Below are 20,800 nucleotides of genomic sequence, written 5' to 3' on the forward strand. Positions count from 1 at the left end.
TACGGGACTCATACTATGACCGACAAAAAATATATCGTAGCGCTCGACCAGGGCACCACCAGCTCCCGCGCCGTGGTAATGGATCACGATGCCAATATCGTCAGCGTCTCTCAGCGAGAATTCGAACAAATTTATCCGCGCCCAGGCTGGGTTGAACACGACCCGATGGAGATCTGGGCATCGCAAAGCTCTACGCTGGTCGAAGTGCTGGCAAAAGCCGATATCAGCTCCGATGAAATCGCGGCGATCGGTATTACCAACCAGCGTGAAACCGCCATCGTCTGGGAGCGTGAAACCGGCAAGCCGATTTATAACGCTATCGTCTGGCAGTGCCGCCGTACCGCCGAGATCTGCGAGCAGCTCAAGCGCGACGGCATGGAAGAGTACATCCGCAAGGCCACCGGCCTGGTGGTTGACCCGTACTTCTCCGGCACCAAAGTGAAGTGGATCCTCGACCACGTCGAAGGCGCGCGCGAACGCGCTAAACGCGGCGAGCTGCTGTTCGGCACCGTAGACACCTGGCTTATCTGGAAAATGACCCAGGGACGCGTTCACGTGACTGACTACACCAACGCCTCGCGTACCATGCTGTTTAATATCCACGAGCTGGACTGGGACGACAAAATGCTCGATGCGCTGGATATCCCGCGCGCCATGCTGCCGGAAGTGCGCAAGTCGTCCGAAGTGTACGGCCAGACCAACATCGGCGGTAAAGGCGGGACGCGTATTCCGATCGCCGGTATCGCCGGCGACCAGCAGGCTGCGCTGTTCGGCCAGCTGTGCGTTAAAGAGGGGATGGCGAAAAACACCTACGGTACCGGCTGCTTTATGCTGATGAATACCGGCGAGAAAGCGGTGACATCAACGCACGGCCTGTTGACGACTATCGCCTGCGGCCCGCGCGGTGAGGTGAACTATGCGCTGGAAGGCGCGGTGTTTATGGCGGGCGCTTCCATCCAGTGGCTGCGCGATGAGATGAAGCTGATTAGCGACGCGTTCGATTCCGAATATTTCGCCACCAAAGTGAAGGATACCAACGGCGTGTACGTCGTTCCGGCCTTTACCGGCCTCGGCGCACCGTATTGGGATCCCTATGCCCGCGGCGCAATTTTTGGCCTGACCCGCGGCGTGAACTCCAACCATATTATTCGCGCCACGCTAGAGTCGATCGCCTATCAGACCCGCGACGTACTGGAAGCGATGCAGGCTGACTCCGGGATCCGTCTGCACGCCCTGCGCGTTGACGGCGGCGCGGTCGCCAACAACTTCCTGATGCAGTTCCAGTCGGATATTCTCGGCACCCGCGTGGAGCGCCCGGAAGTCCGTGAAGTCACCGCTTTGGGCGCAGCTTATCTGGCCGGTCTGGCGGTCGGTTTCTGGCAGAATCTGGATGAGCTGCAGGAGAAAGCCGTTATCGAGCGCGAGTTCCGTCCAGGAATTGAAACCACCGAGCGTAACTATCGCTACAGCGGCTGGAAGAAAGCGGTAAAACGCGCGCTGGCGTGGGAAGAACACGACGAAGCGTAAGATTGTTGAGGTATTCCCGGCTGACGGCGTAAACGCCTTAGCCGGGCTACAACCCGCAGACCGCCCCCCGTAGCCCGGCTAAGCGCAGCGCGAGCCGGGGAGAAACCGCGCCGATGTATAAAACCCGGGGTATCCCCGGGTTGCGGCGTAAACGCCTTACCCGGGCTACTGCCCGCAGACCGCACAACCCCGTAGCGCAGCGCCGCCGGGTTTTAATCAGCCAAATACCGGCAGCAGCAGATAGAGCTTAATCACCAGCGCGTTAACGATATCAATAAAGAACGCACCCACCATCGGCACCACCAGAAACGCCATGTGCGACGGACCGAAACGGTCGGTAATCGCCTGCATATTGGCAATCGCCGTCGGCGTCGCGCCGAGGCCGAAACCACAGTGGCCGGCGGCCAGCACCGCGGCATCGTAGTTTTTGCCCATCATCCGGTAGGTCACAAACACTGCATACAGCGCCATGGCCACTGCCTGAACCGCCAGAATAATAATCATCGGCAGCGCCAGCGACGCCAGCTCCCACAGCTTCAGGCTCATCAGCGCCATCGCCAGGAACAGCGACAGGCTGACGTTACCCAGCACCGACACCGCGCGGTCGAACACGCGGTACAGCCCCAGCGCCGACAGGCTGTTGCTCAGGATCACGCCGATAAACAATACGCAAACGAAGGTGGGCAGTTCAAATATGGTTCCCGCCAGCAGTTGCGCAACGATCTTCCCTACCGTCAAACAGATGGCGATCAGCGCGATGCTCTCAATCAGCACCAACGAGGTGATCATGCGCCCCATATCCGGCTTTTCAAACGCGGTCGGCGCGAGCTGATCGTCCGGCGTACCGTCCGGGGAGGAAGAGTGCTTAACCAGATAGCGCGCCACCGGTCCGCCGATCAGGCCGCCAAGGACAAGACCGAAGGTTGCGCAAGCCATCGCCACTTCGGTGGCGTTGGCAAAACCATAGCGCTCAACAAACAATTTACTCCACGCCGCGCCGGTGCCGTGGCCGCCGGAAAGGGTAATCGAACCGGCCAGCAGCCCCATCAGCGGGTCGAGGCCCAGCAGCTTCGCCATGCCGATTCCGAGCGCGTTTTGCAGCAGCAGCAGTCCCACCACCACAATCAGGAACGTCCCCACCACTTTGCCGCCGGAGCGCAGGCTGGCGAGGTTGGCGTTGAGGCCGATAGTCGCAAAGAAAGCCAGCATCAGCGGATCTTTCAGGCTCATATCGAAATCGATTTCGATATCCATGCTTTTCTTTAATACCAGCAGCGCCAGCGCGACCAGCAGGCCGCCCGCAACGGGTTCAGGAATGGTGTATTTCTTGAGGAAAGGGACGATTTGAACGAGTTTTCTACCCAGTAGCAACACGAGTGTTGCGGCAACGAGCGTCGATAAGGTATCGAGATGAAACATAAAAAGAGCTCCTTATAGGCGCATGATCCATTCACACGCGACGGTATTCCCGGTGTCGATTGCTTCTCATCATGAGTAATCGGGAAGGGATTTTAAGCAGAAATACGGAAAAAAGGACAGGAAAAGATATTTTGTAGGGATAATGATGCGATCAAGCATACAAAATGTTAATAAATATTTGACACTTATTCCATGCTTAAATATTTGCCGCTAAAGAGTGGCAAACGTTTGCTTTTGGTCTACAGTCCGATAAAATCCCCGCTTTGCCACCTTTGGGATTGTTGTGATGTCCGTTAACACCGCAGAGTCAGAAAATGCGCAACCGGTTGCGCACATGCAAACCAGCGAATTAATCTACCGCCTCGAAGACCGCCCGCCGCTACCGCAAACCTTGTTCGCCGCTTTCCAGCACCTGCTGGCGATGTTTGTCGCGGTTATCACTCCGGCGCTGTTAATTTGCCAGGCGCTGGGCCTTCCGGCTCAGGATACGCAACACATCATCAGCATGTCCCTTTTCGCCTCCGGCGTGGCCTCCATCATTCAAATTAAAGCCTGGGGCCCGGTGGGATCTGGTCTGCTCTCGATTCAGGGCACCAGCTTTAACTTCGTCGCACCGCTGATTATGGGCGGCACCGCGCTGAAAACCGGCGGCGCCGATGTTCCGACCATGATGGCCGCGCTGTTCGGCACCCTGATGTTGGCCAGCTGCACGGAGATGGTTCTCTCCCGCGTCCTGCATCTCGCCCGCCGCATTATTACCCCGCTGGTCTCCGGCGTGGTGGTGATGATTATCGGCCTGTCGCTGATCCAGGTTGGCCTGACCTCCATCGGCGGCGGCTATGCGGCCATGGCCGATCACACCTTCGGCGCGCCGAAAAACCTGCTGCTGGCAGGGATCGTGCTGGCGCTGATTATTATCCTTAACCGCCAGCGTAACCCGTACCTGCGCATCGCTTCGCTGGTAATCGCGATGGCGGCCGGCTATCTGGCGGCATGGTTGCTCGATATGCTGCCGGCCAATACCACGCCGACGGAAAGCAGCCTGATTATGGTGCCTACGCCGCTTTACTACGGGCTGGGCATCGACTGGAACCTGCTGCTGCCGCTGATGCTAGTGTTTATGATTACCTCGCTGGAAACCATCGGCGATATTACCGCCACCTCTGACGTCTCCGAGCAGCCGGTTTCCGGCCCGGTATATATGAAGCGTCTGAAGGGCGGCGTGCTGGCTAACGGCCTGAACTCCTTTGTTTCGGCGGTATTCAATACCTTTCCGAACTCCTGCTTTGGTCAGAACAACGGCGTGATCCAGCTGACCGGCGTCGCCAGCCGCTATGTCGGTTTCGTGGTCGCGCTGATGCTGATCGTGCTCGGCCTGTTCCCGGCGGTGAGCGGCTTTGTGCAGCATATTCCTGAGCCGGTGCTCGGCGGCGCGACGCTGGTCATGTTCGGCACCATTGCCGCTTCCGGCGTGCGCATCGTCTCCCGCGAGCCGCTGAACCGCCGGGCTATCCTGATTATCGCCCTGTCGCTGGCCGTCGGCCTTGGCGTCTCCCAGCAGCCGCTGATCCTGCAGTTCGCCCCTGACTGGCTGAAGAACCTGCTCTCCTCGGGTATCGCTGCCGGCGGTATCACGGCGATTGTTCTGAATCTGATTTTCCCGCCAGAGAAAAACTGATCCTCTGTGACGCTCCGGCCGCGCAATGCTGGCCGGGGCGTCTGCATCATCAACCTCACATCATCTCATTACACAATTCCTGTCTTGAGGATTGCGCATAATTCGGGCATAACAGCCTTATGTGCCTCGCTCAGGATCGAAGACCATGAAATTTCTCAGAAAGCTGATTCTCTGGCTGCTGATTGCCCTGCTGGTGGTGATTATTGCCGCTTACTTCCTGTTGCAAACCCAGTGGGGTGGGCGCCAGGCCAGCGCCTGGCTAAGCGACGGCACCGGTTGGAAGGTCTCTTTCAACAAGATGAACCATAATTTCTCCTCGCCGATGCACCTGCAGCTGCAAAACGTCACCCTCGGCCGCGACGGCAAACCCGCCACGCTGGTGGCGCAAACGGTGGATATTGGTTTTAGCAGCCGCCAGTTTAGCGACCCGCTGCATGCCGACGAAATCGTCCTCAGCGACGGCACGCTAAACTTTTCCCCTTCCTCTGCGGCGCTGCCATTCGCCGCCGACCGTCTGCAGCTGCGCAATATGGCGTTCAACAGCCCGGAGAGCGACTGGGATCTGAGCGCGCAGCGCGTCACCGGCGGCGTCAGCCCGTGGGCGCCGGAAGCGGGCAACGTGCTAGGTAAGAAAACGCAGATTCAGATCAGCGCCGGGTCGATGACGCTCAACGGTATTGAAGCCAGCAACGTGCTGATTCAGGGGAATATTGATAACGGCGAAGTGTCCCTCTCGACCATTGGAGCGGACGTCGCCCGCGGTACGCTCACCGGCACGGCGAAACGCAGCGCCGACGGCGGCTGGCAGGTCGATAATTTGCGCCTCAGCGAAATCCGCCTGCAAAGCGATAAATCCCTCGCCGACTTTTTCGCGCCGCTGACTACCCTGCCTTCGCTAGAGATTGGCCGCCTTGATGTCACCGACGCCAGCCTGCAGGGGCCTGACTGGGCGATCGCCGGTCTCGACCTTAATCTGCGCAACCTCACCCTGAGCCACGGCGACTGGCAAAGCCAGGAGGGTACGCTGTCGATGAACGCCAACGAGTTCATTTACGGCTCGCTGCATTTCCTCGACCCGATCCTTAACGCCGGGTTCTCACCGCAGGGCATCGCGCTGCGCCAGTTCACCTCACGCTGGGAGGGCGGCATGGTGCGCACGTCCGGTAACTGGCTGCGTGCCGGTCACGCCCTGGTGCTGGATGACGCGGCGTTTGCCGGGCTGGAATACACCCTGCCGGACAACTGGAAGCAGCTGTGGATGGCTCCGCTGCCCGACTGGCTGCAAAGCCTGACGCTGAGAAAGTTCAGCGCCAGCCGCAACCTGATTATCGATATTGAACCGGCGTTCCCGTGGCAAATCACCGCGCTCGACGGCTACGGCGGCGAGCTGCAGCTGGTGAAAAACCGCAGTTGGGGCGTGTGGAGCGGTAGCGCGACGCTGAACGCCGCCGCCGCGACGTTTAACCGGATTGACGTCCGCCGCCCGTCGCTGAAGCTGAGCGCCAACGCCTCAACGGTGAACGTTAACGAGCTCAGCGCCTTTACCGAACGAGGGATCCTGCAAGCCACCGCAGCGGTGTCGCAGCTCCCGCAGCGCCTGGTCAACCTGAGTCTCAACGGTCGCGGCGTGCCGCTGAATATTTTGCAGGCGTGGGGCTGGCCCGCGCTGCCGGTTTCCGGCGATGGTAACCTTCAGCTGACGGCGACCGGCAGCATGCTGGCGGATGCGCCGCTGAAGCCGACCGTCAACGGGCAGCTTAGCGCGATAAATATGGAAAAACAGCAGGTGGCGCAGGTGATGCGCAACGGGGAGATCATCAACGCCCCGACCCCTTCAGCGCCGGCGACAACGACTCCCTGACTTTCCCTCACCCTCTCCCCTCTCCCCACGGGAGAGGGGCCTGTTCCATTCGCGAAACCTGTTGCCATTAAGCGGCTGTTTGTACCTATTTCCCGCAACCTGTTCCTTTCAAATAGCGGACTTGCTATAACAAAAATACTGGAAGTTAAAAAAATAATTAAAGTCCCTGAACCTACAAAAATAAAGGAACGACCATGTCTGTAATACGTCGGCGTATTCTGGAGAATATGCAAAAATTCTCCAGAGCAATGATCGGTGCAGTATTGTTCTTGCCGGTCATTGGCTTAATTTTGGCACTCAGTTCAGTCTTAACTAACCCAACATTAATTTCGGAGACCAGTTTTTTACACCAGCTCGGACAGCTCCTCGGCGATACCTTCTGGCCATTATTTGGCAATCTGGGATTACTCTTTTGCGTCGGTATCAGCTATGGCCTGGCAAAAGATAAAAAAACCGAAGTGGCGCTGGTTTCGGTAATGTGTTTTATCATGTTTCTTGGCGCTAACCACTCGTGGCTGGAACATACCCACGGACTCGCGGAAAAAATTAACGGCGAATATTACGGTACCGGGCAGACTCAGCTGCTGGGGTTTGTGGTAGTCGATATGGGGGTCTTCCTCGGGATTATTCTCGGCTGCACCATCGCCTGGGTGCATAACAAAGTCTCGACGATTGAACTGCCCGGCGCGCTCTCCATGTACGGCGGAGCCAAGCTGACGCTGGTGGCGATGACGCCGATCGTCATTCTCTACGCTATCGCCTTTACCTGGATCTGGCCGTTTATGACCCACGGCATCGCGGCGCTGACCGGCTTTATGAAAAACGCCGGCGTGGCGGGGGTCTTCGTCTATGGCTTCTTTGAAAAATTCCTCATCCCCACCGGCCTGCACCACTTCGTCTGGTCACCGTTCCAGCTCACCCAAATCGGCGGGACGCTGAGCGTCGACGGCCAGGTCGTCTCCGGCACCCAGGCGATTTTCCTCGCCTATATGCGCCACCCGGATTTAACCCCGGTGATGAACGAGGCGCTGCGTTTCTCGCAGCAGGGAATGACCACCATCTTCGGCCTGGCCGGCGCCTCACTGGCGTTCTACCACACGGCGAAACCGGAGAAAAAAATGATGGCCAAAGCGATTCTGCTGCCGGCCATTATCACCTCCATGCTCACCGGCATCACCGAGCCGATTGAGTTTACCTTCCTGTTCGTTTCGCCGCTGCTGTGGGTGATCCACGCCACCTTAACCGCGGCCTCGCAGGCGATTTGCGACATCTTCACCGTGCGTCCCTGGGGCGCTTCCGGGCTGATTGAGTTCCTGATTTACAACCTGCCGCTGCCGGTCTCCCTGACGCGCTGGCCCGGCTACGTGCTTATCGGGCTCGGTCAGTTCGCCGTCTACTACGTTATCTTCCGCACCCTTGTCATTAAGTTGAATCTCAAAACACCGGGTCGTGAAGACGATGAAAACGTGAAGTTATATAGCAAGGCGGATTATCGTAAAAAAATGGGCGAACCGCAGTCGGTGACTAACGAAATTATCAATGGCTTGGGCGGTAAAGAAAACATTATTTCCGTCGATAACTGTTTCACCCGCCTGCGCGTCGCTATTCATAATATGGATCTGGTTGACGATACGATATTAAAAAGCACCGGCGCAAATGGCGTAGTACGAAATCGAAATGAAGTTCAGGTTATTTACGGCGTCAAAGTGGGACAGGTTCGTTCCCGGGTTGATAGCTGGCTAGCAGAAAATTAATTAGGAGTGATTTATGAAATTAACCGTATTAGGCGGGGGCGGCGTTCGCTCTGCGTTTTTGGCAAAATCTCTGGCATATAACGCGCACCGCATTGGGTTAACGGAAGTGGTATTTCTCGACAGCTCCGCTGAGAACCTGGCGATATTCGGCGAGATTGCCCGCTATGTGTTTAATGCTATTCGCCCGGATATTCACTTCAGCGTTACCAGCGACCCGGTGCCCGCGCTGAAAAATAGCCACTATGTGATCACCACCCTGCGGGTCGGCGGCGATGAGAGCCGGATCCGCGACGAGCGTATCGCCCTGGAGCACAATACGCTGGGCCAGGAGACCACCGGGGCGGGCGGATTCGCCATGGCGATGCGCTCCATTCCGGCGATTCTCAACTACTGCCGCCTGATTGAAGAGCATGCCGCCGAAGATGCCATTCTATTTAACTTCACCAACCCGTCGGGCCTGGTCACCGAGGCGATTATCAAATCCGGCTTTAAGCGTCGGGTGTATGGCATCTGCGACGCGCCGTCGGAGCTGATTCGCGAGCTGCCCGAGATCCTCGGCTGCGACGAGCGCGATCTCGGCGTCGAGTGCTACGGGCTGAACCACTTCTCCTGGTTTACCCACTTCACCGTGCGCGGCGAGGATGTCACCGAGCGTCTGATCGCCAGCCCGGACCTGTATCGCAAGACGGCAATGCAGTACTTTTCACCGGAGCTGGTACAGCTGTGCGATAAGCAGCTGCTGAACGAATATCTTTATTACTACTATTATCGCGAAGTGGCCTTAAAAGCGATTCAGAACGCGCCGGAAACCCGCGGCGAGCAGATTGCCCGTATCAATCACGATATGCGCGAAGAGCTGCGGACTGTGGATGTGAAAGCCAACCCGGAAGCGGCGTTTACCCTCTGGATGAAGCACTATCTGCGCCGGGAAAATAGCTATATGCAGAACGAGTCGCAGCAGGAAAAATTCCATACCCGCGAGCCGTTGACCTTAAAGCAGTTTATCGAGGAGCCGGATACCGGCGGTTACGCTGGCGTGGCGCTGGATATTCTGGAAGCGGTCAACAGCACCACCACCAAGCGTATCGTGGTGTCGATGTCGAACAACGGCACGCTGGACTTCCTGCGCCCGGATGATGTGATTGAGATCAGCTGCGACCTGAGTAAAGACGGCCTGAAGCCGGTGACGCCGAAGCATGTGCCGACGGCGCAGAAAAACATGATCGCCAGCGTGAAGGAGTATGAGCGGCTGGCGGTGGCGGCGATTCTGCAGCGCGATAAATCGCTGGCGATACGGGCCCTGATGGCGCATCCGTTGGTCGGCTCGTATTCGCTGGCGAAAACGTTGGTTGAAGCCTATCTCGACGATAAGCAGTTCGCCGACTGGCGATAAACGCCCGGAGAAATCCCCCGGATAGCGGCTAACGCCTTATCCGGGCTACAGGTTCATCGCCAACTGCGGGCCGGTAGCCCGGACAGGCGCCTCAGGCGCCGCCTCCGGGAAGGCCCGCCTGCATAAACCACATCTTCAGTAGCCGCTCAAAGCCGAGTATGCAGTAGCCGAAGAATGGATTGCTCCAGTAAATATCGTCATCAAACTTCTGCGGGTCATGAATGATAAACGCCGTATCCGCCGCCTGCGCCAGCGGGCTTTGATAATCGCCGGTAAAGCAGACCAGGTTAATCTCCTTGCCTTCCAGCGCTTTCACCCAGTTCAGCGCCGAACTGCTGCGTCCGGATTTGGAAATAATCCAGATCGAATCAAATTTGGCGGCGTTCTTCTGCTCGAGGATTTCGTAATCCGGCCACAGCGCCAGGCTGGCATTCACCCCGGTTACCAAAAATTTATTGTAAATATACTGGGCGATCAGCTGCGAAAAGCCGCTGCCGTGAATCAAAATGCGGTGATGTTGCAGGCTTTCCAGCAGCGGAGCTATCCGCTCCGCCGGCTGAATGCTCATATAATCGATGTCGTTGGTCACATCGAGTTTGGGCATAGTGATATTGAATTTAATAAAATAGACCAGCTCCAGCCAGCCGCTGAATTTCAGCTTCTTCGCCAGGCGTACCAGCGAAGAGGGATTACTATAACAGTGCTCCGCCACGGCGCGGATCCCCTCACGAACGCATTGCTCAGGATCGTTCTGAATAAAACGCAGCACGGTCATTTCCGTTTTGCTTAGCTTAACGTCACGAAAGATGTTTTCTAAATCCATACCGGGCTCCTCTCAGCGCTAAACTACGCTATCACCCGGCGGCGCTGGCGTCTGTGGCATTAATCACCAGAATGAAATGAACATTACTTTTTTAGACAAAATGGAATAAAAAAACCCTCCGGTAAAGAGGGTGATGGATTCAGCAACGTCTATCTCTTTTCAGCACTCGTACTCACTGCACAATAACCATTTTTTCGGTTCATCTTCCTGAATCATCGGGAAACGGCCGCTATCTTCCAGAAAACGATTATCGCGCTTATCATCATTCACCATCGAAATTTCCCAGCCCATCACCAGCGCGTTTTCAGCCCAAAAACGGTGGTACAGCGTAGGCGGCAAGCAAACACCTTGCCCGGGGTTAAGAACCAGGGTTTCTGTCGGTTTCAGCGTGCGCTGGCGGCCATCAACCGCGACGCTCACGCTGCGCTGCATATCCAGCCGTTCATCCTCTGTCGCCCATGCCAGCTGCAGACAGAGCCGGCCGCCGCCGCGGTTCAGAATATCTTCCATTTTGTGATAATGAAAATGCCAGGGGGTTTGCTGATCTTGCTGAATCTGCAACATTTTCTCGGCGTAGGGTTTGGGATAGCGCGAATCGCCCAGCGCGCCATTACGCAGGGTCAACAGCGTCAGTCCGGTTTCCTGAAAACGGCCGCTGCCAAAATCGGTAATATCCCAGCCAAGCTGTAGATCCCGAACTTCTCGCCACTCTTCAATCCGCTTTTTCGCCCAGATATCGGCGGTAAAGCAGGCAAACTCGGGTAAACAAATGCGAAAGGACTCGGCGATAGCGTGCGCTTTATCAATCGCGTAGTTAATCTGTGAACGTTTCATTTTCGACTCCGCTTCGGACGGCCAGCCAGGCTGCGCCGCGCATACCGCTACTGTCGCCATGTCGGGCAGGCACGATGGGGGTGATGAAATGGTCGGTAAACACCAGCGGGGCAACATCCGCCGCCAGGTCGTTCACCAGCAGCGCCACGTTAGACAGACCGCCGCCGAGAACAATCACGCCGGGATCGATAAGATTCACCACCGTCGCTAACGTCCGCGCCAGCTGCTGGCGAAAGCGCAGCACCTGCTCGCAGGCGGCATGCTCGCCCTCCAGCGCCCGGGCGATAATAGCCTGACTGCTGAGCGCCTCCCGGGTCAGCAAACGATAGCGCGCGCTCAGCCCGGTGCCGGAAATAAAGGACTCGACGCAATTATATTTTCCGCAATAACAGCGCGCGGGCGGCCCATCGTTGACCTCCTGATATCCCGGCAGCGTGATATGCCCGCACTCCGCCGCAATCCCTGACGCGCCGGAGAAAATCTGGCGATTAAGCGCAATACCGCCCCCGCATCCGGTCCCCAGCGTCATGCCAAATACCAGCGAATAATCGGCACCTGCGCCATCGCAGGCCTCTGATAAAGCGAAACAGTTGCCATCGTTCGCCAGCACAACCGGCTGGCCCAGGCGCTGCTCAAGCTCATCCTGTAAGCGGCAGCCGTTGATGACCTGAATATTGGCATTGCGGATCTTGCCGGTCTGCGGGGAGATACTTCCCGGCAGGGCGATACCGATAGCCAAAGGCTGAGCCAGCTCATCACCAATCGCGGTGATTAACGCCACCAGCGTTGCAATAAACTGCTGCCGGGTCTGTTTTCGCGTTTCAACGCGAAAACGCCTCCATTCATGGCCTTGTTCATCCATCACCACGGCGGCGATTTTGCTCCCGCCGATATCCAGCCCCAAATACTTCATACCGGCCTCCTTATTGATAGCGAGGCAGGTTTCCCCGCCCCGCCGGGGGATTAGTACAGGCTGGCCTTGCCGGTGGAGCCAAAGAGCTTCATTTTGTGGCGAATCACCTTCCGCGCGGCGTCAATCGGTTCCGGATAAATGACATTCGGATCCCACCATGTCTCTTTTGTCAGAATTTCGCGCACTTTCTGGAAATAGGCATATTTCATATCGCTGGAAATATTGATTTTGCCAACGCCAAGCGTAACGGATTCCGCAATTTCCGCATCCGGATTAGCCGAGCCGCCGTGCAGCACCAGCGGAATCGACAGACGCCCGGCGATATCGCGCAGAATGTGCATCTGCAGCTCCGGCTGCATCCCCTTCGGATAGATACCGTGTGCGGTGCCAATCGCTACCGCCAGCGTATCTACGCCGGTACGGGCGACGAAATCTTCCGCCTGTGCCGGGTCGGTATAGGTGACTTCTGACACGCCGCCTTCCACGGAAGTCCCGGTCTGGCCGATGGTTCCCAGCTCACCTTCCACCGACACGCCCACCGCGTGCGCCAGCTGCACCACTTCGTGGGTCAGGGCGACGTTTTCTTCATAAGGCAGTAACGAACCATCGATCATGACCGAGGTGAAGCCACACTGAATGGCGCGCAGAACATGTTCCACCGATGCACCATGATCCAGATGCAGGGTGAAAGGCACGCGGCTGCGCTGGGTGATATCCCGCACGTAGCTAAAAAACGCGTCGCCAACAAAATCGTGCTCGCTGGGGTGAATGGAAATAATCGCCGGCGTATTTGTCGCTTCCGCCTCTTCCACCACGGCGCGAATAAAACAGCTATCCGCCACGTTAAATGCGCCGATAGCAAAACCATGTTCACGGGTGGGTTTAAGTAATTCGTGCATTGAAACTAACATCGTTATTCTCCAGTTTCAGGGTGTGGTAAGCCCTGCCAGGGCATACGGGCGCCGGCATGGAAGGCCTTACTGAGATTTAATCAGGCTTTGTTGATTGAGCCGGATGCGCGTAAATAGGGAACGATGGCGTCAGCGCTGGCCTGCTCCATCACCGATAGCGCATCGGCCAGCTCAATGGTGCTGTCGTGGCACAGGGTGTGCAGCAGCGCCGCTTTCCCCGCTTCAAATACCGCCGCCCCAACGTTGATTTTTGCGACCCCGAACTCCGGGCAACGTTGCAGCTGCTCGAACGGCGTACCGCTCCCGCCGTGCAGCGCCAGTGGCACGGATGACGCGCGCTGTATCTGCGCCAGGCGGTCGAAATCGAGCATTGGTTTTACACCGGGAGCGTACATACCGTGGGCGGTTCCCACGGAGACCGCCAGCAGGTCAATCCCGGTCTGTTCGATAAAGGGAGGGACGTCCTCCGGCTGAGTCATTAAATCGGCATTGCTGGCCTGGTCGTAGCGCGGCGCATCCGCCAGGTGCCCCAGTTCGCCCTCCACGCACAGCCCGACGCTGGCGGCCAGTTCAACGACCTCTCGGGTCTGGCGGATGTTCTCCGCCAGCGCGAACGCCGAAGCATCGATCATTAACCCGCTAAATCCGGCGCGGAAAGCCTGACGTATTTTTATCGGGTCTTTGCCGTGATCGAGACTTAACGTCACGGGTACGCTCGCCTCCTCCGCCAGTACCCTGACTACCGCCGCCGCCGTGGTCGCCGGAAAGTGCGACAGATGCCCCTGATACAGGTTGAGAATAATCGGCGCGCGATGTTTTTCCGCCACGCGCACCGCCGCGCGTGCGCTTTCCAGGTTCATGCAGTTAATCGCCAGCAGGGCATACCGTTCACGCCAGGCTTTGATCACCATACTTTTCATATCGGCAAACATAGGGCCTCCGTTTATTCGAGGGTAAAGGTGATTTCGTCGTCTTTGACCTTTTGGTCGTTCAGCTCATCAAACTCTTCATCACGCTCGGTAACCGGCTTTTTCCACAGCGAGAGCATCACACCGCAAATCACGGTGCCAATCGCCAGAGAGAGGCAGAACAGCAGGGGATGCGTAAAGAGCGGCACCACGAACATCCCACCGTGCGGCACCGGACTCTCCACGCCCCAGGTCATGATCAGGCCACCGGCCACCGCTGACGCCACCACGCAGGATCCCACGACGCGCAGCAGATCGCGGGCGGCGATGGGGATCACCCCTTCGGTGATCATGCAGATCCCCATCGGGAACGCGGCCTTCAGAGCTTCGCGTTCGGCACGGGTATATTTATGGCGGGTCAGCAGGAACGAGAGGGTGATGCCGAACGGCGGGATGATCGAACCCACAAACTTCACCGCTTCCGGGCCATAAACGCCGCTGACCAGCAGACCATCGGCAAACAGCGACATGGTTTTATTCACCGGGCCGCCAAAGTCGAAGGTCGCCATGGCGCCAAGGATGGCGCCCAGCAGGAAACGCGAGCCGCCCTGCATCGACTCCAGCAGGTGAATCAGCGCTTCTTGCAGCCAGGCAATGGGCTTGCCGATCAGGGTCATCATCAGCAAACCGCTAATGATGGTACTTAATACCGGCAGCACCATAATCGGCATCAGCCCCTGCATCGACTTCGGCAGCCGGATATAGTGCTTCAGCGCCAGTACCGTGTAGCCCACGAGGAAGCCGCCCAGCATGCCGCCAATAAAACCGGTATGAATTTGCCCGCAGACAAAGCCCACGATCAAACCCGGAGCAAATCCAGGACGATCGGCAATGGAGTAAGCGATAGCGGCGCAGATCAAGGGCACAATCAGCCCCATTCCCCAGCCGCCGATTTGGTTTAACATCCACGGAATGGTGCCGGTTTTCTCGCCTACGTTCGTCCCGCCAAGGACTTGTCCCAGCGCGATACAGATCCCGGCGGCGACGATCAGCGGTATCATCCATGAAATACCGGTTAATAGATGCTTCTTAATTTCCTGTGAGACGGGAGTTTTATTCTCACTCATGGTAGATCCCTCCAGATTAAGGATCAGGCATTCGCTAAGGATTTTTCGACCTTTTCGATAAACTGAATCGGCGACTTAATCACGACTTCCGTTTTTACTCTGACAATCCGTTTATTTTTAAAACGCTCTTCGCCTTTGATTTTCACATCAATGGCAAGAATAACGACATCCGCAGCGTCAATATCTTCCGCCGCCAGTTCATTTTCAGTTCCAATGGTTCCCTGAGTTTCGACTTTGACATTATGGCCCAGCGCTTTCGCGCCTTTAATCAGCTTCTCACGTGCAATATAAGTATGAGCAATACCTGCGGTACAGGCAGCAACACAGACAATATTCATCTCGGACTCCGCTAGTTATTGTTAGTAAATGTCCGACTCGGCATATTGGTTAAACAGATCAATAATCCTCTGCGGACTGGTTTCTTTGAGCAGTTGTTCAATAATGTCATCATCCGCCAGCGCTCCAGCGACCTGGGACAACAGGCGAATATGGGTGGTATTTTGATCTTCCAGACGAACGGCAAATAAAATAATGCAGCGTACCTGGCTGCCGTCCAGCGTTTCCCAGGCGATATCCTGCCGGGTGCGGCCAATGGCAAGGGTAGTATTAACAACGGCGGAAGACTTTCCATGCGGGATCGCAATATGATTTTCAAACCCCGTTGAGCCTTCCGACTCACGCTGCCAGACATCCTGAATAAAGGTTTCACGACAGCTTATCGCCCCATCTTTTTGTAATAAGTCGGTTAACTCCTCGATGGCTTCCGCTTTATTCGTAGCGTGCATATCTAACAAAACGCGTTTGGTGTTTAAAATCTTGGTTATGTCCATATTCTTTACCTCATGGATATAAAACTTCATTATCTACAGCAGATATTGCCGCACGATGTAATTTGTCGGTAACGATTTTTTCCGTAACCCGTCGGATATCGGCATCATTAAAAAAAGCGCTAACATAGACTACCGGCAAAGCTATTTCCGGCAGATTAATCGTCGAAATAACCAGTTCAATCTTGTCCTGCGGTTGAAGGGTATGCAGACTGCTTGCCGAAACTACGCCGACGATGGTCCAGTCTGGAAACGCTCTCAACACTCTACTTTTCAACAGGTGAGATGTGCCGATTCCGGTAGAACAAACCAGCAGAACGCGCTTGCTGGCGACCTGTCTTTCCATCGCCGCCTGGAAATGAACGGTGAGATAGCCAATCTCGTCGTCGGAAACCGCATGCTCGCCCCAGCAGCTAAAAACCTGATTGACCGCCCGTTGGGTGAGCGGCCACACGTCCGTCAGCTCGCCCTTGATATCCTCCAGCAGAGGGTTACGAATATAAATCCGAAAATTTAGGCGATTAATGAGCGGCTTAATATGAATGAGCAGACCATCGTATAACGCGCGATCGGCGGTTAAATCGAGATCAATCATGGTGGAAAAAGCGCTAATCAGGCGATCGGTAATTTGTCGGGCCTCATCGCTAGAATGCATATAGCGCGCCATACTGACGTCATCACGCTCTTCCACCACAACGCCAGATGAGATGATGTACTGATAAATAAACCAGACTTCATCTTCCGGCAGCGAATGATCAATACGGTGTTCAATTTTTCGCAGCATATTCTGGGCAACGCTAAATATCGTCTCATCAAAAATCTGCTGCCCCTGTTCACGCCGCGGTAAGGCATTCCCACGGGTAATGCGATACATCATAATCAGGATATGGGTAAAAATATTCACATAATACGGTTCGCCTAATGACCAGCACAGCTTGCGCTCCATTTCCTGTAATAATGACTGAACAAATAAAACGTCATCCTCACCAAAATAATGCACCAGCGCTTTATAGCTTCCTGAGTCCAGTCGGGAATGGATAATACAACCGGGCTCATTATGATTAATCACCCCATTAATTAATGACGCCATCGCCTGGCGGACGCTGTTTTCGCTGCCTTCAATATGCGTCCCGCTCTGGCTACGAATCAGCGCTAAGCCGAGCGGAGCAATCCATGATTCAATAATTTTCAGGTCATTAACGATAGAAGCGCTACTGATAAAATAACGCTCAGAGAGCTTATTTATTGATGTCTCCCGCGGCGTCTCACTTAACAGCTGCGAAGCAATTTTCACGCGCCGGGAGTTATTCATCATGACATCGCTGTCCTCCCCCTCGTTACCGAGTAATTGGTCTAATTGCAGCAGGTCCGCGACATTATCAGCGATCAGCATCACGCCGGTACCTGAGCGTTTATCGATAGTCATTTTCCACTCAGATAACCACTGTTCTAAAAAGCGTAAATCACGCTGAACCGTTTTTTCTGAAACATTTAAATATTCAGCAATTTTCATCAGCGTAACGTATTCTCTGCGGGGCAGGAGAAATTTCAATAATCTGTTCTGTCGTGAGGTAATCATTTGCATTATTTACCCTTTTTGCATACCAGATTAATGCCTGGAGGCCAGCGCGATACCACGCGAGCGCTACATAAATCATTGAGGATAAATATAAGTAGCTGAGGCGTAAACAACAATACTAAATTTTGTCCAGACATCCGGACAGAAATAAAACGAAGAAAGGGATTAGGGAATAATTATAATTCAGATCACATTTCAGGAAGAAATATACGTGATAGCGATCTCAATTCATCATAAGAATATATCCGGACCGCCTTTAGCCTGACAGCATTCCCGGAGCCGGTGCTTGACGCGCCTTGTCCGGGCTACCGGCGTGCAGACGATGGGGAGCCTGTAAACCCGCTAAGCGCTGCGCGAGCCGGGGAAAAGCGGAGGTTACATTGCGCGTTGTTTCCCCGGAGGCGGCGCTTGACGCGCCTTGTCCGGGCTACTGGCCCGCAGACGATGGGGGGCCTGTAGCCCGGCTAAGCGTAGCGCGAGCCGGGGAAAAGTGGAGGCTGCATTGCGCGTTGTTTCCCCGGAGGCGGCGCTTGACGCGCCTTGTCCGGGCTACCGGCGTGCAGACGATGGGGAGCCTGTAAACCCGCTAAGCGCTGCGCGAGCCGGGGAAAAGCGGAGGTTAGATTGCGCGTTGTTTCCCCGGAGGCGGCGCTTGACGCGCCTTGTCCGGGCTACTGGCCCGCAGACGATGGGGAGCCTGTAAACCCGCTAAGCGCTGCGCGAGCCGGGGAAAAGCGGAGGTTACATTGCGCGTTGTTTCCCCGGAGGCGGCGCTTGACGCGCCTTGTCCGGGCTACTGGCCCGCAGACGATGGGGAGCCTGTAGCCCGGCTAAGCGTAGCGCGAGCCGGGGAAAAGCGGAGGCTGCATTGCGCCTCTAACCCCGGAGGCGGCGCCTGATGCGCCTGTCCGGCTACAAAGCGCTTACAGCGTAATCGTCAACGCATTGTCCTGCGCGGTCACCACCACGCCCAGCTCGCTACCCGCCTGCGCGCCGCCCTGCACGCCGGCAACGTGCTGGATATTGCGCAGGCATAGCGTCCAGCCGCCGGCCTCGCCGTCACCGCTGACGGTGATGACATTGCCCTGGCGTTTTGCCGTCAGGGTAAAGACCACCGACCCGTCCGCGGCTGGCACCTGGCAGACGGCTTCGCGACCATCGTCGAGGCTAAACAGTTGGAAGGCGGTACCTTCGTTCCACGCGTAGTCTGGCTTCTGGTCATTGTTACCCAATGCCAGCAGAGTGTTATCACGCACGTACACCGGCAGGCTCAGCACATCGTGATTCTGCTTATGCCAGCGGCTACCCTGTGCTTCATCATTACGCCACAGATGAGTCCAGCGGCCTTCCGGCAGCCAGAACTGCACGTCTCCCGCTTCGCTAAACACCGGCGCCACCAGCACGGAATCCCCCAGCATGTACTGCCGATCCAGATAGTCGCAGGCCGGGTCGTGCGGGAACTCCAGCATCATCGAACGCAGCATCGGCGTACCGAACTCATTGGCCAGCGCCGCCTGCCGGTACAGATACGGCATCATGCGGCATTTCAGCTGCGTGAAGTGGCGCACCACGTCGCAGGACTCGTCATCGTAGGCCCACGGCACGCGATAGGATTTGCTGCCGTGCAGCCGGCTGTGGCTCGACAGCAGGCCGAAGGCGCACCAGCGCTTGTAGACGTGGGCGGGCGCGGTGTTTTCGAAGCCGCCGATATCGTGGCTCCAGAACCCAAAGCCGGACATGCCGATCGACAGGCCGCCGCGCAGGCTTTCCGCCATCGATTCATAGTTGGCGTAGCAGTCGCCGCCCCAGTGCACCGGGAACTGCTGTGCGCCCACCGAGGCGGAACGCGCGAACAGCACCGCTTCTTTCTCGCCGACGGTCTCTTTCAGCACGTTCCACACCAGCTCGTTATAGATGAAGGCGTAGTGGTTGTGCATTTTTTGCGGATCGGAACCATCAAACCACTGCACGTCGGTCGGGATACGCTCGCCGAAGTCGGTCTTGAAGCAGTCAACGCCCATCGCCACCAGGCCTTTCAGCTTGTCAGCATACCACTGGCAAGCTTGCGGATTAGTGAAATCATAAATCGCCAGCCCCGGCTGCCATTTATCCCACTGCCACAGCGAACCGTCCGGACGTTTCAGCAGATAGCCTTTCTCCTGCAGCTCTTTAAACACCGGCGAACGCTGGCCGATATAGGGGTTAATCCACACGCAGACCTTCAGCCCTTTCTCTTTCAGGCGCTTAATCATGCCTTCCGGGTCCGGGAAGGTCACCGGATCCCATTCAAAATCGCACCACTGGAAAGCCTTCATCCAGAAGCAGTCAAAGTGGAACACGTGCAGCGGCAGGTTGCGCTCCGCCATGCCGTCGATAAAGCGGTTAACCGTCGCTTCATCGTAGTTGGTCGTGAATGAGGTGGTCAGCCACAGGCCGAAAGACCAGGCCGGCGGCAGCGCCGGACGCCCGGTAAACCGGGTATAGCGGTTCAGCACCTCTTTCGGGGTCGGGCCGTCGATCACGAAGTACTCCAGGTATTCACCTTCGACGCTGAACTGCACCTTAGAGACTTTCTCGGAGCCGATTTCGAAAGAGACGCGCTCCGGATGATTAACCAGCACGCCGTAGCCGCGGTTAGTCAGATAGAACGGGATATTTTTGTACGACTGTTCGGTGCTGGTGCCGCCGTCTTCGTTCCAGGTGTCGACTGTCTGACCGTTGCGCACCAGCGCGGTAAAGCGCTCGCCGAGGCCGTAAACGGTGTCGCCGACGCCGAGATCCAGGCGCTCGAACATATAGTTGCGGTTGGTTTTCGTATCCTGCACGTAGCCGTCGTTTTTCAGCTGGCTACCGGTAATCCGCACGCCGTCGCGCAGGAAATCCAACGACCAGAAGTCGCCTTTCGTGACGCGTGCGGTCAAATTGCCGCTCTTCAGCTCGGCAAATTCAGCGCCGTTGTGAATCTCCACCTTCACATCTTTTACAACGTTCAGCGGATAATGCGGGCCGTTGTTCAGCGCGCCCTGAAAGTGCTCCATGCGTACGCCGATCACCCCTTCCTGCGGAGAGAAGAAGCGCACGGTAAAGAGCGGAACGTCCAGTTGGGCGGCGCGCTCGCGCACTTCGCGCGACGCGACATAGACCACCATGTCGTTACCCTGTTGCTCAACCTCGTATACTTGTACGGGTTGGATCAGATTGAGTCCGGGTTGGACAAGCCAGTTTCCATCACTGATTTTCATCAAT

16 protein-coding genes are annotated in these 20,800 nt (G+C 56.4%); 5 read left to right on the plus strand and 11 right to left on the minus strand.

Annotated elements, in window-relative coordinates:
* The first annotated feature begins 15 nt into the window (after positions 1–15).
* The gene (glpK, locus tag IYV58_RS26790) at positions 16–1,527 is read left to right on the plus strand and encodes a glycerol kinase GlpK (protein ID WP_004126722.1); all 1,512 of its coding nucleotides are present in this window, start codon (positions 16–18) and stop codon (positions 1,525–1,527) included.
* Positions 1,528–1,743: 216 nt separating this feature from the next.
* Here glpK and gltS read toward each other — a convergent pair whose 3' ends face one another.
* Positions 1,744–2,946: a sodium/glutamate symporter gene (gltS, locus tag IYV58_RS26795; RefSeq protein WP_004126725.1), complete on the minus strand. Its 1,203-nt coding sequence runs from the start codon at positions 2,944–2,946 to the stop codon at positions 1,744–1,746.
* A gap of 286 nt (positions 2,947–3,232) precedes the next feature.
* On the opposite strand from gltS, the gene IYV58_RS26800 reads away from it, so the two are divergent.
* From IYV58_RS26800 to IYV58_RS26815, 4 genes are all read left to right on the plus strand, one after another.
* A complete protein-coding gene (locus IYV58_RS26800) occupies positions 3,233–4,624 on the plus strand; it encodes a nucleobase:cation symporter-2 family protein (protein ID WP_004126728.1) in 1,392 nt (463 codons plus the stop codon).
* Positions 4,625–4,769: 145 nt separating this feature from the next.
* Positions 4,770–6,485, plus strand: coding sequence for an AsmA family protein (locus IYV58_RS26805; protein ID WP_049113011.1), 1,716 nt, complete (start codon positions 4,770–4,772; stop codon positions 6,483–6,485).
* A 194-nt stretch (positions 6,486–6,679) separates the two neighbouring features.
* Positions 6,680–8,239: a PTS transporter subunit EIIC gene (locus IYV58_RS26810; protein ID WP_087828389.1), complete on the plus strand. Its 1,560-nt coding sequence runs from the start codon at positions 6,680–6,682 to the stop codon at positions 8,237–8,239.
* Positions 8,240–8,252: 13 nt separating this feature from the next.
* The gene (locus IYV58_RS26815; RefSeq protein WP_004126731.1) at positions 8,253–9,632 is read left to right on the plus strand and encodes a family 4 glycosyl hydrolase; all 1,380 of its coding nucleotides are present in this window, start codon (positions 8,253–8,255) and stop codon (positions 9,630–9,632) included.
* 91 nt (positions 9,633–9,723) lie between these two features.
* Here the strand turns inward: IYV58_RS26815 and IYV58_RS26820 are convergent, their stop codons facing one another.
* From IYV58_RS26820 to yicI, 10 genes are all read right to left on the minus strand, one after another.
* On the minus strand, positions 9,724–10,455 hold the full coding sequence (locus tag IYV58_RS26820) for a MurR/RpiR family transcriptional regulator (protein ID WP_004126732.1): 732 nt from the start codon (positions 10,453–10,455) through the stop codon (positions 9,724–9,726).
* A 159-nt stretch (positions 10,456–10,614) separates the two neighbouring features.
* Positions 10,615–11,289 carry a D-lyxose/D-mannose family sugar isomerase gene (locus tag IYV58_RS26825; RefSeq protein WP_087828388.1) on the minus strand — a complete coding sequence of 225 codons (675 nt, stop codon included), beginning with the start codon at positions 11,287–11,289 and terminating at the stop codon, positions 10,615–10,617.
* A complete protein-coding gene (locus IYV58_RS26830) occupies positions 11,270–12,202 on the minus strand; it encodes an ROK family protein (RefSeq protein WP_123828643.1) in 933 nt (310 codons plus the stop codon). The genes IYV58_RS26825 and IYV58_RS26830 overlap by 20 nt, the downstream gene beginning before the upstream one ends.
* Before the next feature lie 50 nt (positions 12,203–12,252).
* Positions 12,253–13,113 carry a ketose-bisphosphate aldolase gene (locus IYV58_RS26835; RefSeq protein ID WP_004126736.1) on the minus strand — a complete coding sequence of 287 codons (861 nt, stop codon included), beginning with the start codon at positions 13,111–13,113 and terminating at the stop codon, positions 12,253–12,255.
* Positions 13,114–13,193: 80 nt separating this feature from the next.
* A complete protein-coding gene (locus IYV58_RS26840; RefSeq protein ID WP_004126737.1) occupies positions 13,194–14,045 on the minus strand; it encodes a class II fructose-bisphosphate aldolase in 852 nt (283 codons plus the stop codon).
* An 11-nt stretch (positions 14,046–14,056) separates the two neighbouring features.
* The gene (locus tag IYV58_RS26845) at positions 14,057–15,148 is read right to left on the minus strand and encodes a PTS fructose transporter subunit IIC (protein WP_004126739.1); all 1,092 of its coding nucleotides are present in this window, start codon (positions 15,146–15,148) and stop codon (positions 14,057–14,059) included.
* 23 nt (positions 15,149–15,171) lie between these two features.
* The gene (locus tag IYV58_RS26850; RefSeq protein WP_004126741.1) at positions 15,172–15,486 is read right to left on the minus strand and encodes a PTS fructose transporter subunit IIB; all 315 of its coding nucleotides are present in this window, start codon (positions 15,484–15,486) and stop codon (positions 15,172–15,174) included.
* Between the two features lie 21 nt (positions 15,487–15,507).
* Positions 15,508–15,978 (minus strand): PTS sugar transporter subunit IIA, encoded by a 471-nt coding sequence (locus IYV58_RS26855; RefSeq protein WP_049113013.1) that lies wholly within the window; start codon positions 15,976–15,978, stop codon positions 15,508–15,510.
* A 10-nt stretch (positions 15,979–15,988) separates the two neighbouring features.
* On the minus strand, positions 15,989–17,560 hold the full coding sequence (locus IYV58_RS26860; RefSeq protein WP_049113015.1) for a BglG family transcription antiterminator: 1,572 nt from the start codon (positions 17,558–17,560) through the stop codon (positions 15,989–15,991).
* Between the two features lie 917 nt (positions 17,561–18,477).
* Positions 18,478–20,796: an alpha-xylosidase gene (yicI, locus tag IYV58_RS26865; protein ID WP_049113155.1), complete on the minus strand. Its 2,319-nt coding sequence runs from the start codon at positions 20,794–20,796 to the stop codon at positions 18,478–18,480.
* Between the last annotated feature and the right edge of the window lie 4 nt (positions 20,797–20,800).

It is taken from the genome of Klebsiella sp. BDA134-6, assembly GCF_015601345.1.
Taxonomy (GTDB): Bacteria; Pseudomonadota; Gammaproteobacteria; order Enterobacterales; family Enterobacteriaceae; genus Klebsiella; species Klebsiella grimontii.